The organism is Streptomyces curacoi (genome assembly GCF_001513975.1).
Taxonomy (GTDB): Bacteria; Actinomycetota; Actinomycetes; order Streptomycetales; family Streptomycetaceae; genus Streptomyces; species Streptomyces curacoi.
In genome coordinates this window covers 246,311-259,584 of sequence record NZ_KQ947993.1, presented here as the reverse complement: position 1 = coordinate 259,584, position 13,274 = coordinate 246,311, and the positions used below count along the sequence as shown (strand labels likewise).

The window sequence follows — 13,274 nt, the reverse complement described above, 5'->3', positions numbered from 1 at the left end:
GCTCCTTCCTACCCAGGGTCCTTCCAGTGTGCTCGCAGGCACTGACAACGGGACAGTGGGCGTGGACAACGGGACAGTGGGCGTGGGCTCAGTCGATCACGGCCGGAGAGATCCGCTCGGGCACACGACGCCACTTCTCCTGTACGACGACCTCGCGCAGCCGCCAGCCGTCGTCCGTCCGCAGCAGCCCGAAGGCGTATCGGCCGCCGCACACGAAGTCGGGGGCGGAGGAGCCCTCGCCGGGCTCGGCGAACCGCATCGGATTGACGTAGTCGGCCTGCACCCTGGCCGTGTCGCCGGTGTCCTGCTCCAGAATCCCGAAGCGCACCCGGCGGTTGACGATGAGGTGCTGCCGCATCGAGAACACCCGCATGCTCTCCGCGAGCCACGCGGCGACCCGCCCCGCGTCTCCCTCGATGCCACCGGCCGAGCGGTAGTCCGCGCGTCCGTCGGCGGTGAACAGGCTTCGGTAGGCCTCCCAGTCGCCGTCGTCCACGGCCATCGCGTAGTCGGTGATCAGTCCGTCGACCACGAGCCGGTCCCTCAGGGTGGCGAGTTCCACACGCTGCGTCATCGGCTCAGTGTTGGGCATGAGGTGGTCCGAGCCAAGAGGGCGTGCGGCGATATTCGGTGGATGGCGGGGGCGGCGGCGGGCGAGGCTGTCCCCGTGAGTGATCAGAACAACGTCAGAGAACAGCACGGCGGGTACATCCAGCAGCAGGAACCCAGGTTCCGGGTACGCGCACACCACACCGGGACCACGGTCACCGTCTATCAGGCCTACTGCCCCAAGATCGGCCGGGCGGCGGCCCGCAACGGCCGGTTTCCGTCGTCGTGGAGCCGCGACCGTATGACGTGGATCAAGCCGTCATTTCTCTGGATGATGTACCGCTGCGGCTGGGCGACGAAGGAGAACCAGGAGACCGTCCTCGCCGTCGAGATCAGCCGCGACGGCTTCGTCTGGGCGCTGCGGAACGCGTGTCTCTCGCACTACGTGCCCGTCCTGCACGGCGACCAGGATGCGTGGAAACGGCAGTTGAGGGCGGCACCCGCGCGCGTGCAGTGGGATCCGGAGCGCGATCTGCGCCTCAATCCCTTGCCGTACCGGTCCCTGCAGCTGGGGCTCGCCGGGGAGGCCGCCGCCCGGTACGCGGACGAGTGGATCGTCGGCATCGAGGACGTGACGCCGCTCGCCACGGAGATCCACGCGCATGTGCGGGCGGGTGAACTGGAGCGTGCGGCCGAGCTGTTGCCTCAGGAGCGGCCGTATCCACTGGAGGACGACGTCCTCGCGCATCTACGGGCTTAGCGACGGCGCGGCGTCAACGGGTACCGCCCGCCTCGGGCTTCCGGCTTCAAGCAGCCTCGATGACCTCACCGCGGATGGCGGCCGCCCACTCGACGACCAGCAGCTCGTACTCCGCGCGCTCCTGAGCCGACAGGGAGCCGCCCGCGCGCAGCCACAGGGCGCGGATCTCCTCGTTCACCTCGGCAGCAGACCGCACGGAACCAGGGCCTAAGGAATGGGGGGACATGCGGACAAGCCTAGGGGCAAGGACTGACGGTGCGCTACCGGACGGCTACGCAGAAGGTATGTGATTGGTCACGGATTTCGCGGAGGGGGGTTCGTACTGACTCGCCGGTCAGTGGGCCGGCCGCTCAGTCGGTCCGGACGACCGCGCGGCCGTGTCCTCGGTGACGGTCGAGCGGCCGTACGAGTCGAGTGCCGAGCGCGGCAGCGTTCCCGGTGCTCCGGGGCGACGCGGGCGAACTGCCGGGTGAGCGCCGTGGCCGGCCGGTGGCCGTCAGTGCGCCGACTCCGCCGCGTGCGGGCTCAGGACGCCCGCCGTCACCAGGACGATGATGACGATGCCCAGTGCGATGCGGTACCAGACGAACGGCATGAAGCTCTTCGTCGAGATGAACTTCATGAACCAGGCGATGACCGCGTAACCGGAGGCGAAGGCGATCACCGTGGCGAAGATCGTCGGGCCCCAGGAGACATGGTCGCTCTCCATCGCGTCCTTGAGCTCGAAGAGGCCGGAGGCGAGCACGGCCGGGATCGCGAGGAGGAAGGAGTAGCGGGCCGCGGCCTCGCGCTTGTAGCCCATGAAGAGGCCGCCGCTGATGGTGGCGCCGGAGCGGGAGACTCCGGGGATCAGCGCCGCGGACTGGCACAGGCCGAAGATCAGGCCGTCCTTGACGTTCAGGCTCTCCAGCGACTTGCGCTGCTTGGCGGCGCGGTGCCGGCCGCCCGACTCGTCGCGGGCCGCCAGCCGGTCGGCGACGCCGATGATGATGCCCACGACGATCAGCATCGTCGCCGTGATGCGCAGGTCACGGAAGGGGCCCTCGATCTGGTCCTTGAGCGTCAGACCGAGCACCCCGATCGGGATCGAGCCGACGATCACCAGCCAGCCCATCTGGGCGTCGTGGTCCCGCCGCATCTCCTTGTCGGTCAGCGACCGCAGCCACGCCGAGATGATCCGCCCGATGTCCTTGCGGAAGTAGATCAGCACCGCTGTCTCCGTGCCGATCTGGGTGATCGCCGTGAAGGCCGCACCCGGGTCCTCCCAGCCCGAGAACGCCGCGGTCAGCCGCAGATGCGCGCTGGAGGACACGGGGAGGAACTCGGTCAGCCCCTGGACGAGTCCGAGGATGAGCGATTCAAACCAAGACATGAAGTTACGGAGTCCAAGTGCTGATGGTGGCAAGAGGTGACGGTGGACACCGCGTCGGCGGCACAGTGATCGCGCGTGTCGAGGGGCAGCGTAGCGTCCCGCGATGACAGCTCCGGCACAGGGGGCGGGGCGGGCCCTCGTGGACCCGGGCGAAACCGGTGTTGACCTGCTGTGGGGGCGCCGCTTACGTTGCAGCGAGCGGAAAGCGCTTGCTGTGTCCGTCGCCCGTCGTCGGACAGCCGTCGCCCGGCGGCCGTCGTCCCGGAGGAGTCTGATCACGTCCATGGCCACATCCGAGACCGCTCCCGGGACGTACCGGCCCCACCCCGCCCCGCTCACCGGCCGCCGCATCAGGGTCGCCGTGATCGGCACCGGCGCCATCGCACGCGACTCCCACCTGCCCGCGCTCGCGAGACTCGCCGAGGAGGGGGAGACGGAGCTCGTCGCCGCGGTCGACATCGACGCGGGGTCGGTCGAGGACTTCTGCGCGGAGGCGGGCGGAACCCTCCACGCCTACACCGACCTGGACCGGATGCTGGCGGAGCAGCGGCCCGACCTGGTCACCATCTGCACCCCGCCCACCCTGCACCGCGACCAGACCGTCGCCGCGCTGCGCGCCGGTGCCTGGGTGTGGTGCGAGAAGCCGCCGGTGCCGAGCCTCGCCGACTTCGACGCGGTCGAGGCGGAGGAGGGCGAGGAAGGCGGCCCGTACGCCTCGATCGTCTTCCAGCACCGCTTCGGCTCGGGCACCCGGCACGTACGGCGGCTGCTCGCCGAGCAGGCCATGGGCCGGCCGCTCGTCGCGCACTGCCAGACCACCTGGTACCGGGACACCGCCTACTACGCCGTGCCCTGGCGCGGTCGCTGGCACACCGAGGGCGGCGGTCCCGCGATGGGGCACGGGATCCATCAGATGGACCTGCTGCTCGATCTGCTCGGACCGTGGAGCGAGGTGCGCGCCATGGCCGGCCGCCTGGTGCACGACGTGGAGACCGAGGACGTCTCGACCGCCCTCGTCCGCTTTGCGAACGGTGCGATGGCGACCGTCGTGAACAGCGTGCTGAGCCCCGACGAGGTCAGCCGCATCCGTATCGACTGCGAGCGCGCCACCGTCGAACTCACCCACCTGTACGGCCACGCCAACGACAACTGGCGCATCACCCCGGCCCGGGACGTGCCGGACGCCGAGGCGGCGGCCTGGCAGGACTTCGGCGCGGACGCGCCCAGCTCGCATCTGGAGCAGCTGCGGGAACTGGTCGCGAGCATGCGCGCCGGGGAGCGGCCGCGCAGCAGCGGCGCGGACGGGCGTACGAGCCTGGAGCTGATCGCAGCGCTGTACAAGTCGGCGTTCACGGACGCGACGGTGAAGGCGGGGGAGATCGGCCCCGGCGACCCCTTCTACTCGGCGATGCACGGGGGTGCCCCCGGATGGGCGCCCGTCGCCGGCGAGCAGGCCGCCGTCGGTGGGCGGGCCGGCGCGGGTGAGGGGGCCGCCGCGTGACCGGGCTGCGGGTCGTCCACGCGTACGGCGACCGCGTCACGGTGACCGAGCCGGTCACCGGCGTCGAACTGCTCGCCTACGTCTACCGCCCCGGGGCCGCCTGGAAGGCCCCGAAGCCGTACGTCCACCCGCTGCGGACCCTCGCCGGCAACGTCGTCACCGACTACCGGCCCAACGACCACCGCTGGCACAAGGGTCTGTCGCTGACGGCCTCGCATCTGTCGGGGGCGAACCTGTGGGGCGGCAACAGCTACGTCCACGGGCGGGGGTATCTCGAACTGCCCGAGCGCGTCGGGTCGATGGTGCACGTCGCGTTCGACGAGGTCGCCTCGGACGGCGACCGGGTCGTCATCGCCGAACGGCTGACCTGGCATCCCCACAGCGGGGAGCTGTGGGCCGACGAGCGGCGCCGGGTCGAGGTGCACGACATCGAGCCGGAGTCGGGCTCGTGGGCCCTGACCTGGACGAGCGCCGTGACGAACCGGCGCGACGAGCCTCTGCGGTTCGGCAGCCCCACCACCGCCGGGCGCGAAGGGGCCGGTTACACGGGCCTGTTCTGGCGCGGTCCACGCGGCTTCCAGGGCGGCCGGATCATCGCCCCGGACGCCGAGGGCCCCGGTCTGATGGGCGAACAGGCGCCCTGGCTGGCCTACTCCGGCGAGCACGACGGCACCGACGGCCACGCGACCCTCGTCTTCGCGCACGCCCCCGAGAACGACCACTCGGGCGACCGGGGCACCCACCCCGCCCACTGGTTCGTCCGCAACGAGCCCTTCGCGGGTGTGGCCCCCTCCTGGGCGTTCCACGACGAACTGGAGCTGGCACCCGGCGCCACCCTCACGCGCCGCTACCGCGTTGTCGTCGCCGACGGGGCATGGGAGCGGCAGGAGATCGCCAAGTACCTGGAGACGCATCCCTGGTGAGCCGGGGCGGCGGGCGGGGTGGGCGTCCTGGGCCGGTCCCGCGGTGATCTGCCGGACAGCGCCGGCCGCCGGGAACTCATGGCACGCGCGCGACGGCGGCCTCGGTGATCCGCGCCGCCGTTCCGTGTGCGGTGGTGGCGCCGGTGATCCGCGCCGCCGTCCCGTGCGCGGTGGTGGTCCCGGTGATCCGCGCCGCCGTCACGTGCGTGACGGTGATCCCGGCCGCCCGCGCCGCCGCGACAGCCCGGAGTGCCCCGCCTAGCCTGGTGACATGCCGACGGTGCAGGTGAGCGGCGTTGAGGTCGCCTACGCGCGCGTGGGACACGGGCCGCCCCTGGTCCTTGCGCACGGGGCGGGGCTGGACGGCCGTATGTGGCAGCCGCAACTCACCGACCTGGCCGACGAGTTCACGGTCGTGGCGTGGGACGAGCCCGGGGCGGGCCGTTCCTCGGACCTGCCGGCCGGGTTCGGCCTCCCGGACTTCGCCCACTGCCTGGCCGCCGTGATCGAGGCGGTGGGGCTCGGCCCCGCCCATGTGGCCGGGCTCTCCTGGGGCGGGACGGTCGTGCTGGAGCTGTACCGCCACCATCCGGAGCTGGTCAGAACGTTGCTCCTCGTCGACACCTACGCCGGCTGGAAGGGTTCGCTCGCGCCGGAGGAGGTCGCGGCCCGGGTGGAGGGGGCGAAGCGGATGCTCGCGGAACCGCCGGAGAAGTTCGATCCGAGGCTGCCGGGGCTGTTCGCCGGCGCCCCTCCCGCCGCGTTCGCGTCGCTGCTCGACGAGATGGCGCGGGACGTCCGCCCCGAGAGCATGCGGGCGCAGCTCTCCCTGATGGCCGAGGCGGACGAGCGCGACCTGTTGCCGCACATCTCGGTGCCGACCCTGCTGCTGTGGGGCGAGCTCGACGTGCGGTCACCGTTGGCAGTGGCGCGCGCGTTCCAGGAGGCGATCCCGGGCAGTGACCTCGTCGTGCTGCCCGGCGCGGGTCATGTCAGCAACCTGGAGACGCCCGAGCGCTTCAGCAGCGCGGTCCGGGAGTTCTGCCGCGGGCACGCGTGACCCCCGGCCGAGGGCATGACGTCACGCCGCCGACGGCCCCGCGACCGTCCATCCGGGCGCCTGCGGGTGGGCCGTGAGGTCCTCGTGGTGCACCGTGCCGCCGCAGGCCCGGCAGGTGACGACCGGGACGAGTTCGTTGCCGCAGATGTGCTCGATCACCATGGGCCGGTCGTCGTCCTGGCGCAGATGGCGGTCGCCCCACGCCATGAGGGTCATCAGGACCGGCTCCAGTTCCAGCCCCGCCTGCGTGGGCCGGTACTCGAACCGCTGCGGGCGCTCGCTGTAGGCGCGCTTGGTGAGGATGCCGGCGTCGACGAGGCGGCGCAGCCGGGTGGCCAGGATGTCGCGCGGGGCGCCGATGTTGCGCACCAGCTGGTCGAAGCGGCCGTTGCCGAGACACACCTCGCGCAGGACGAGCAGGGAGTACTTCTCGCCGACGAGCGCCAGGGCGTCGGCGATGGAACAGGGGCGCGGATCTTTGGGGGCGGCCATGGCGCTCAGTCTAGGTGAGGGTTGGGGTTTCCAACCCAGTGGGTTTGTTTTTCCAACCCTCGGGGTTATGGTGAGTTCGGATTTCCTACTCACTGGTAATCGCCCCGGCGGCCAAGGAGGCCTCGCACCATGCGTGACGCAGTCATCGTCGAAGCCGTACGCACCCCGATGGGCAAGGGCAAGCCGAACGGCTCCCTGGCGCACGTCCACCCCGTCGAACTCCTCGCCCACACCCTGCGCACCCTCGTCGAGCGCTCCGGCGTCGACCCGGCCCTGATCGACGACGTCATCGGCGGCACCGTCGACCAGGTCGGCGAGCAGGCCATGAACACCACCCGCTACGCCGCCCTGTCGGCGGGCTTCCCGGAGTCGGTGCCGGCGACCACCGTGGACCGCCAGTGCGGCTCCTCCCAGCAGGCCGTGCACTTCGCGGCCCAGGGCGTCATCTCGGGCGCGTACGACCTGGTCGTCGCCTGTGGCGTCGAGTCGATGAGCCGGGTGCCGATGTGGTCGAACGTGCCGCCCGGCAAGGACCCCTTCGGCCCCGGCATCGCCGAGCGCTACCCGGAGGGCCTCGTGCCGCAGGGCATCAGCGCCGAGCTGATCGCCGCCAAGTGGTCGATCACACGCGAGCAGATGGACGCGTTCGCGGTGTCCTCGCACCGCAAGGCCGCCGAGGCCTGGGAGAAGGGACTGTTCGACGCCGAGGTCGCACCCCTGGACGTCGTCGCGCGCGACGAGTGCGTACGACCGTCCAGCACCCCCGAGATCCTCGCCGGCCTCAAGCCCGCCTACTACGACCCGGCCTTCGCCGAGCGCTTCCCGCAGATCGAGTGGAACGTCACCGCGGGCAACGCCAGCCCGGTCAACGACGGCGCCTCCGCCGTGCTCATCACCTCCAGCGAGACCGCGGCCCGCCTCGGTCTGCGCCCCCTCGCCCGGCTGCACAGCTTCGCCGTCACCGGCTCCGACCCCCTGCTGATGCTCACCGGAGTCGTCCCGGCGACCGAGAAGGTGCTGCGCAGGGCGGGACTGCGTCTCGACGACATCGACCTGTTCGAGGTGAACGAGGCATTCTCCAGCGTCGTCCTGGCCTGGCGGCAGGAGACCGGCGCCGACCTCGCCAAGGTCAACGTGCACGGCGGCGCCATCGCGATCGGCCACCCCCTGGGCGCGAGCGGCACCCGTCTGACGACGACCCTGGTGCACGCGATGCGCGAGCGCCGCGCCCGCTACGCCCTGCAGACGATGTGCGAGGCGGGCGGCCTTGCCAACGCGATGATCCTGGAGACGGTGTAGCCGGGCCCCCGCGGGGCGGCGTACCGGTTCAGCGGCCGCGCAGGTGGTGGCGCTTGCGCCAGGCCACCACCACGCCCGCCAGCGCCGGTACGGCGATGCAGGCCAGCGCGATCAGGAAGGCGGGCGACGTCGGCGTGGAGGCACGGGCGCCGGCGACGACGTACGCGGCTGTGTTCGGGATCGACCCGAGTGCCGTCGCGAGCAGGAAGGGGACGTAGCCCATGCGGGAGACCGCGGCGGCGTAGTTCGCGGCCCAGAACGGCACCCCCGGAAACAGCCGCACCGCGAGCATCGAGCGGAAACCGTGCCGGCTGAACTGGCCGTCCGCCGCCGTCAGCACCCGGCCGCGCAGCAGCGGGCGCAACGCGTCCTGGCCCAGCAGCCGGCCCAGCCCGAAGGCGATCCCGGCCCCCAGCACCGTGCCCGCCAGGGCCGCGCCGATGCCCCACTGGGAGCCGAAGAGCGCGCCCGCCGCGAGGTTCAGCAGCGGCCGTGGCACGAACGCCACCGTGACCAGTCCGTACGCCACCGCGAACAACACCACCGCGGCCGCGCCCTCGACCTGGGGCGGCCAGCCGTTCGCCAGGAGCTTCTGGGGCTCGAAGAGCAGCACGGACGACGCCGCCGCCGCGAGCAGGACCACGAGCAGGGACAGCCGGGACCACGGCGAGAGCAGCGCTCTCGTGCAGCGCGCGGCGAAGCCCGTGGGCACGGGAACGGGCACGGGCGTGGGTACGGCGAGCTCCGTGGCGGCGGCCCGGGGAGAGGCCATGGCGGTGCCCCCAGAGCGGGTGGTGGCATCGTCGAGCATCCGGCGACAGTAACCGACAAATATGTGTGATCGCCGTATGGTTCGTCTCATGAGCGTCACAGGTGCGGGAACGTTCGAAGTTCCGCGCAGTGTTCTGGCCGACACGGTCCTGGAGCGGCTCACCGCCACCTACGCCGCCGCGGCGGACCCGCGGCGGGCCGCTGCCGCCCAGGCGTACGTGAAGGACGTGGCCCCCTTCCTCGGCATCCCCACCCCGGCGCGCCGCGCCCTGTCCCGCACCGTCCTGGCGGGCACCCCGCACCCCGACGAGGCCGACTGCACCGCCATCGCGCTGCGCTGCTGGCGACTGCCCGAGCGCGAGTACCACTACTTCGCCGTCGACTATCTGCGCCGCCACGTCGGGCGCTGCTCCTCCGGCTTCCTGCCGGTGGCCCGGCAGCTGATCACGACCGTCTCCTGGTGGGACACCGTCGACGCGCTCGCCGCACATGTCGTCGGCGCCCTCGTCGCGGCCGACCCGAAGCTCACGGCGGACATGGACGCCTGGATCGTGGACGAGAACCTGTGGGTCGCCCGCACGGCCCTGCTCCACCAGCTGCGCTACAAGGAACGCACCGACACCGAACGCCTCTTCACCTACTGCCTGCGCCAGTCCGGGCACACCGACTTCTTCATCCGCAAGGCCATCGGCTGGTGCCTGCGCGAGTACGCCAAGACCGACCCCGAGGCCGTAAGGGCCTTCCTGGCGCGGGAGCGGGGGAGGTTCGCGCCGCTGTCGGTGCGGGAGGCCTTGAAGAACATCGGCGCTTAGGCCCGCCCCGTACTAAGGCTCGCCCCGTAGTCCCCCGCCCGGAACCTTCCCGCCCGACTCCTCCCGCCGAACTCCGCCCCCGCGAAAACCATTCGACGCCGGGCGGGCCGTCGGCGATGATCGATCCCATGTTCCGGCACGCCTTCGTCCTCGCAGCATCCGCAGTCGCGGATGCTCCGAAGGCTGCCGTTCCGGTCTTCCTGACAGCCGTCGACGGCGCCCGAAGCTGACCCTCTCCGGATCGACCGGCGGACCCCGCAGGGGGAGGGTCGGCACCTCCTTGGGGTCCCCATCGCCTACGCAGAGACTTCGAGGTACAGCCATGCCCAAGACGGCATACGTGCGCACCAAACCGCATCTGAACATCGGCACGATGGGTCATGTCGACCACGGCAAGACCACATTGACGGCCGCCATCACCAAGGTCCTCGCCGCACGCGGATCTTCCGCCTTCGTCCCCTTCGACCGCATCGACCGGGCGCCCGAGGAGGCCGCGCGCGGCATCACCATCAACATCGCGCACGTCGAGTACGAGACCGACACCCGGCACTACGCCCACGTCGACATGCCGGGCCACGCCGACTACGTCAAGAACATGGTCACCGGCGCCGCGCAGCTCGACGGGGCGATCCTCGTCGTCTCCGCGCTCGACGGGATCATGCCGCAGACCGCCGAACACGTGCTGCTCGCCCGGCAGGTGGGCGTGGACCACATCGTCGTCGCCCTCAACAAGGCCGACGCGGGCGACGAGGAGCTCATCGACCTCGTTGAGCTGGAGGTCCGCGACCTGCTCACCGAGCACGGCTACGGGGGCGACGCCGCGCCCGTCGTACGGGTCTCGGGGCTGAAGGCGCTGGAGGGGGACCCGAGGTGGACGGCGTCGGTCGAGGCGCTGCTCGACGCGGTGGACACCTACGTTCCGATGCCGGAGCGGTATGTGGACGCACCGTTCCTGCTGCCCGTGGAGAACGTGCTCACCATCACCGGCCGGGGCACCGTGGTGACCGGCGCCGTCGAGCGGGGCACTGTGCGGGTCGGTGACCGGGTCGACGTGCTCGGGGCCGGGCTGGAGAGCGTGGTTACCGGGCTGGAGACCTTCGGCAAGCCGATGGACGAGGCGCAGGCCGGGGACAACGTGGCGCTGCTGCTGCGAGGAGTTCCGCGGGACGCCGTCCGGCGGGGGCATGTCGTGGCCGCGCCGGACAGTGTGGTGCCGCGCCGGCGCTTCACCGCGCAGGTGTATGTGCTGTCCGCGCGTGAGGGCGGTCGTACGACGGCGGTCGCCAGCGGGTACCGGCCGCAGTTCTACATCCGCACGGCGGATGTGGTCGGGGACATCGACCTGGGCGGGGCGGCGGTCGCTCGGCCCGGGGAGACGGTGACCATGACCGTCGAGCTGGGGCGGGAGGTTCCGTTGGAGCCCGGGCTCGGATTCGCCATCCGCGAGGGCGGGCGGACCGTGGGAGCGGGAACCGTCACGGCCGTGGAATGAGGAGGGAACGGTTCGTGGGGGACTGCGGGTCCGTCGTGGCTGGGCGCGCAGTTCCCCGCCCCTCCGGGGCGCGTCCCCTCCGGGCGTCGGACCGGTCGCCCGGCGGCACAATGGGACGGTGAGCGAACCTGTACCCGTCACCCGGTCCGTCGACTACGGCATCGCCAAACTGATGCCGGACGTCGATCGGAACCGGGCGTGGCTGCTGACCGTCGACGGGGCCCCGCAGTCGTACGTCGACCTGGACGAGCCGTCGTACCTGGAGTTCGAGTACGCGCGCCGGCTCGGCCATGTGCTCGACACCGTCGCCGAGCCGGGGCGGGCCCTGGACGCGCTGCACCTCGGCGGCGGGGCGCTCACCCTGCCCCGGTATCTGGCGGCCACCCGGCCCGGCTCACGGCAGGACGTCGTCGAGGCCGACCGCGGGCTGCTGGAGCTGGTCGAGGAACATCTGCCGGTCCCGGACGGGGACGGCATCCGGCTGCACGCCGGCGACGCCCGCGCCTGGCTGGAGGCGGCCCCGGACGACTCGGCCGACGTGCTCGTCGCCGATGTCTTCGGCGGGTCCCGGGTGCCGGCGCATCTGACGTCGATCGGGTACGTCCGTCAGGTGGAGCGGGTGCTGCGGGGGAGCGGTGTCTGCCTGGCCAACCTCGCCGATGCCGCGCCCTTCGCCTTCCTGCGCTCCCAACTCGCCACGTACGCCTCGCTGTTCGAAGAGCTCGTGCTGATCGCCGAGCCGGGCGTGCTGCGCGGGCGGCGGTTCGGCAACGCGGTGCTCGTCGCCGCCCATCACCCCCTCGACACGGCCGCCCTGGCCCGGCTCACCGCCTCCGACGCCTTCCCGGCCCGGGTCGAACACGGGCCGGGGCTGCGCGACTTCATCGGCGGGGCGCGGCCGGTGCGGGACGAGGACGCCGTACCGTCACCCGAGCCCCCCGACGGCGCTTTCAGCATCGGCTGAACCGACCTCGCCCCTCGCGGCCACCTGCTTGGTACGGCGGCGTAGATTCCGGACATCGGGTACGCACAGGACCGCGGCCGTGACGACCACCACCAGCGCGGCACAGCCCCACAGCGCCGACGTGCGCCCGAACGCGGCCTCCGCCGGGCCGGCCAGGGCCGTGGCCAGCGGGACCAGGGCGACCGAGCCGAACCAGTCGTAGGCGGAGACCCGGGACAGCTTGTCCTCGGGTATCTCCTGGTGGAGTGCGGTCATCCAGGAGACGCCGAAGACCTCCAGCGTCACGCCGGTCAGGAACATCACCGCGCACAGGACCGTGGCCGGCACCGGCACGGCGAGCGCGGCGGAGGGGAGGGCGAGCGGGAAGACGCACAGGGTGCCGGCGAGCAGCAGCCGGCGTGGCTTCCAGCGGGTCATCAGCAGGGCGCCGACGACCGTGCCCGCGCCGAAGAAACCCAGGGCCAGGCCCCAGGGTCCGGCGCCGCCCAGGTGGTCCCGGGCGACGAGGGGGCCGTAGACCGCGTCGGCGGCGCTGACGACGGCGTTCGCGAGGGAGAACTGGACGACGATGCCCCACAGCCAGGGCCGCCCGGCGAACTCCCGCCAGCCGTCCCGGAGATCGGCGAGCATGCCGCCACCGGGAGCGCGGGGCGGGGTGCCGCTGACGTCGAGGAAGGCCCGCAGCGCGCCGGCCACGGCGAAGGCGGCCGCGTCCGCCGCGAGCACCCAGCCGGGTCCGATCGCGGCGACCATCGCACCGCCGAGCGCTGCGCCGCCCACCGCCGCGCCCTGCATCGCCATCCGGAACACGGCGAACGCCCGGCTCGCCTCTTCCCCCCGGACCGACGACAGCAGCATGCCCTCGGCCGCCGGGCTGAAGAACGCCTGGCCGGTGCCGCCGAGGGCGGTCAGCAGCATCATCTGCCACAGCTGTGCCTCCCCGGCCAGGACGAGCACGGCGAAGGCGGCCTGGGAGAGACAGTTGAGCGCGTTGGCCGCGACCATCACCCGGTGCCGGGGGAGCCGGTCCGCGACGGCGCCGCCGACCAGCAGGAAGAGCACCAGGGGCAGCGTGCGGGAGGCGGCCACCAGACCCACGTCACCGCCGTCGCCGCCCGCCTCCAGCACCGCGAACGCCGCGGCGATCAGCGCGCCGTGACTGCCGAGGTTGGTGACGAACGCCGCTGCGGTCAGCAGGCTGTAGTTGCGGCCCGCCCAGGAGGGCATGCGGGAAGAGCGGCGGAGATCGGCGGCGGAAGTCACCGGCCGACTATCGCCG

General features: G+C 72.1%; 15 protein-coding genes. 8 read left to right on the top strand and 7 right to left on the bottom strand.

Annotation, left to right across the window (positions count from 1 at the left end):
- Positions 1–88: 88 nt before the first annotated feature.
- On the bottom strand, positions 89–574 hold the full coding sequence (locus tag AQI70_RS31110) for a nuclear transport factor 2 family protein (RefSeq protein ID WP_062155791.1): 486 nt from the start codon (positions 572–574) through the stop codon (positions 89–91).
- 60 nt (positions 575–634) lie between these two features.
- On the opposite strand from AQI70_RS31110, the gene AQI70_RS31105 reads away from it, so the two are divergent.
- Entirely contained in the window at positions 635–1,309 is a 675-nt protein-coding gene (locus tag AQI70_RS31105; protein ID WP_244181906.1) for a DUF4291 domain-containing protein, read from the top strand.
- A 46-nt stretch (positions 1,310–1,355) separates the two neighbouring features.
- Here the strand turns inward: AQI70_RS31105 and AQI70_RS37935 are convergent, their stop codons facing one another.
- Both AQI70_RS37935 and AQI70_RS31100 read right to left on the bottom strand, forming a co-directional pair.
- Complete coding sequence (locus AQI70_RS37935; RefSeq protein WP_078504336.1) at positions 1,356–1,535, bottom strand: hypothetical protein; 180 nt, start codon at positions 1,533–1,535, stop codon at positions 1,356–1,358.
- Positions 1,536–1,805: 270 nt separating this feature from the next.
- Positions 1,806–2,681, bottom strand: coding sequence for an undecaprenyl-diphosphate phosphatase (locus tag AQI70_RS31100; RefSeq protein WP_062155790.1), 876 nt, complete (start codon positions 2,679–2,681; stop codon positions 1,806–1,808).
- 283 nt (positions 2,682–2,964) lie between these two features.
- Between AQI70_RS31100 and AQI70_RS31095 the strand changes: the two genes are divergently transcribed.
- Entirely contained in the window at positions 2,965–4,182 is a 1,218-nt protein-coding gene (locus tag AQI70_RS31095) for a Gfo/Idh/MocA family protein (RefSeq protein ID WP_062155789.1), read from the top strand.
- A complete protein-coding gene (locus AQI70_RS31090) occupies positions 4,179–5,105 on the top strand; it encodes a DUF6807 domain-containing protein (protein WP_062155788.1) in 927 nt (308 codons plus the stop codon). The genes AQI70_RS31095 and AQI70_RS31090 overlap by 4 nt, the downstream gene beginning before the upstream one ends.
- A 76-nt stretch (positions 5,106–5,181) precedes the next feature.
- Here AQI70_RS31090 and AQI70_RS40720 read toward each other — a convergent pair whose 3' ends face one another.
- Entirely contained in the window at positions 5,182–5,307 is a 126-nt protein-coding gene (locus AQI70_RS40720) for a hypothetical protein (protein ID WP_279616767.1), read from the bottom strand.
- A 69-nt stretch (positions 5,308–5,376) separates the two neighbouring features.
- Between AQI70_RS40720 and AQI70_RS31085 the strand changes: the two genes are divergently transcribed.
- On the top strand, positions 5,377–6,165 hold the full coding sequence (locus AQI70_RS31085; protein ID WP_062155787.1) for an alpha/beta fold hydrolase: 789 nt from the start codon (positions 5,377–5,379) through the stop codon (positions 6,163–6,165).
- Between the two features lie 21 nt (positions 6,166–6,186).
- Here AQI70_RS31085 and AQI70_RS31080 read toward each other — a convergent pair whose 3' ends face one another.
- Positions 6,187–6,657, bottom strand: a complete 471-nt coding sequence (locus AQI70_RS31080; RefSeq protein ID WP_004002873.1) for a winged helix-turn-helix transcriptional regulator — start codon at positions 6,655–6,657, stop codon at positions 6,187–6,189.
- Between the two features lie 129 nt (positions 6,658–6,786).
- On the opposite strand from AQI70_RS31080, the gene AQI70_RS31075 reads away from it, so the two are divergent.
- On the top strand, positions 6,787–7,956 hold the full coding sequence (locus AQI70_RS31075; RefSeq protein WP_062155786.1) for a thiolase family protein: 1,170 nt from the start codon (positions 6,787–6,789) through the stop codon (positions 7,954–7,956).
- Between the two features lie 28 nt (positions 7,957–7,984).
- Here the strand turns inward: AQI70_RS31075 and AQI70_RS31070 are convergent, their stop codons facing one another.
- Positions 7,985–8,767: a TVP38/TMEM64 family protein gene (locus tag AQI70_RS31070; protein WP_062155785.1), complete on the bottom strand. Its 783-nt coding sequence runs from the start codon at positions 8,765–8,767 to the stop codon at positions 7,985–7,987.
- A 49-nt stretch (positions 8,768–8,816) separates the two neighbouring features.
- Here AQI70_RS31070 and AQI70_RS31065 point away from each other — a divergent pair, with 49 nt between their 5' ends.
- From AQI70_RS31065 to AQI70_RS31055, 3 genes are all read left to right on the top strand, one after another.
- Complete coding sequence (locus AQI70_RS31065; RefSeq protein WP_062155784.1) at positions 8,817–9,539, top strand: DNA alkylation repair protein; 723 nt, start codon at positions 8,817–8,819, stop codon at positions 9,537–9,539.
- 322 nt (positions 9,540–9,861) lie between these two features.
- Positions 9,862–11,031, top strand: coding sequence for an elongation factor Tu (gene tuf, locus AQI70_RS31060; RefSeq protein WP_062155783.1), 1,170 nt, complete (start codon positions 9,862–9,864; stop codon positions 11,029–11,031).
- Positions 11,032–11,149: 118 nt separating this feature from the next.
- Positions 11,150–11,995, top strand: a complete 846-nt coding sequence (locus AQI70_RS31055) for a spermidine synthase (RefSeq protein ID WP_062155782.1) — start codon at positions 11,150–11,152, stop codon at positions 11,993–11,995.
- On the opposite strand, the gene AQI70_RS31050 is transcribed toward AQI70_RS31055, so the two are convergent.
- Positions 11,957–13,222: an MFS transporter gene (locus tag AQI70_RS31050; protein ID WP_425264646.1), complete on the bottom strand. Its 1,266-nt coding sequence runs from the start codon at positions 13,220–13,222 to the stop codon at positions 11,957–11,959. The two genes, AQI70_RS31055 and AQI70_RS31050, sit on opposite strands and share 39 nt — an antisense overlap.
- Positions 13,223–13,274: the final 52 nt, after the last annotated feature.

Bases quoted from the DNA above. Each gene is read 5' to 3' on its own strand.
- tuf (WP_062155783.1), top strand. From the start codon at position 9,862: ATGCCCAAGACGGCATACGTGCGCACCAAACCGCATCTGAACATCGGC.
- AQI70_RS31095 (WP_062155789.1), top strand. From the start codon at position 2,965: ATGGCCACATCCGAGACCGCTCCCGGGACGTACCGGCCCCACCCCGCC.
- AQI70_RS31100 (WP_062155790.1), bottom strand. From the start codon at position 2,681: ATGTCTTGGTTTGAATCGCTCATCCTCGGACTCGTCCAGGGGCTGACC.
- AQI70_RS31070 (WP_062155785.1), bottom strand. From the start codon at position 8,767: ATGCTCGACGATGCCACCACCCGCTCTGGGGGCACCGCCATGGCCTCT.
- AQI70_RS31050 (WP_425264646.1), bottom strand. From the start codon at position 13,222: ATGCCCTCCTGGGCGGGCCGCAACTACAGCCTGCTGACCGCAGCGGCG.
- AQI70_RS37935 (WP_078504336.1), bottom strand. From the start codon at position 1,535: ATGTCCCCCCATTCCTTAGGCCCTGGTTCCGTGCGGTCTGCTGCCGAG.
- AQI70_RS31110 (WP_062155791.1), bottom strand. From the start codon at position 574: ATGACGCAGCGTGTGGAACTCGCCACCCTGAGGGACCGGCTCGTGGTC.
- AQI70_RS31105 (WP_244181906.1), top strand. From the start codon at position 635: ATGGCGGGGGCGGCGGCGGGCGAGGCTGTCCCCGTGAGTGATCAGAAC.
- AQI70_RS31080 (WP_004002873.1), bottom strand. From the start codon at position 6,657: ATGGCCGCCCCCAAAGATCCGCGCCCCTGTTCCATCGCCGACGCCCTG.
- AQI70_RS31075 (WP_062155786.1), top strand. From the start codon at position 6,787: ATGCGTGACGCAGTCATCGTCGAAGCCGTACGCACCCCGATGGGCAAG.
- AQI70_RS31085 (WP_062155787.1), top strand. From the start codon at position 5,377: ATGCCGACGGTGCAGGTGAGCGGCGTTGAGGTCGCCTACGCGCGCGTG.
- AQI70_RS31065 (WP_062155784.1), top strand. From the start codon at position 8,817: ATGAGCGTCACAGGTGCGGGAACGTTCGAAGTTCCGCGCAGTGTTCTG.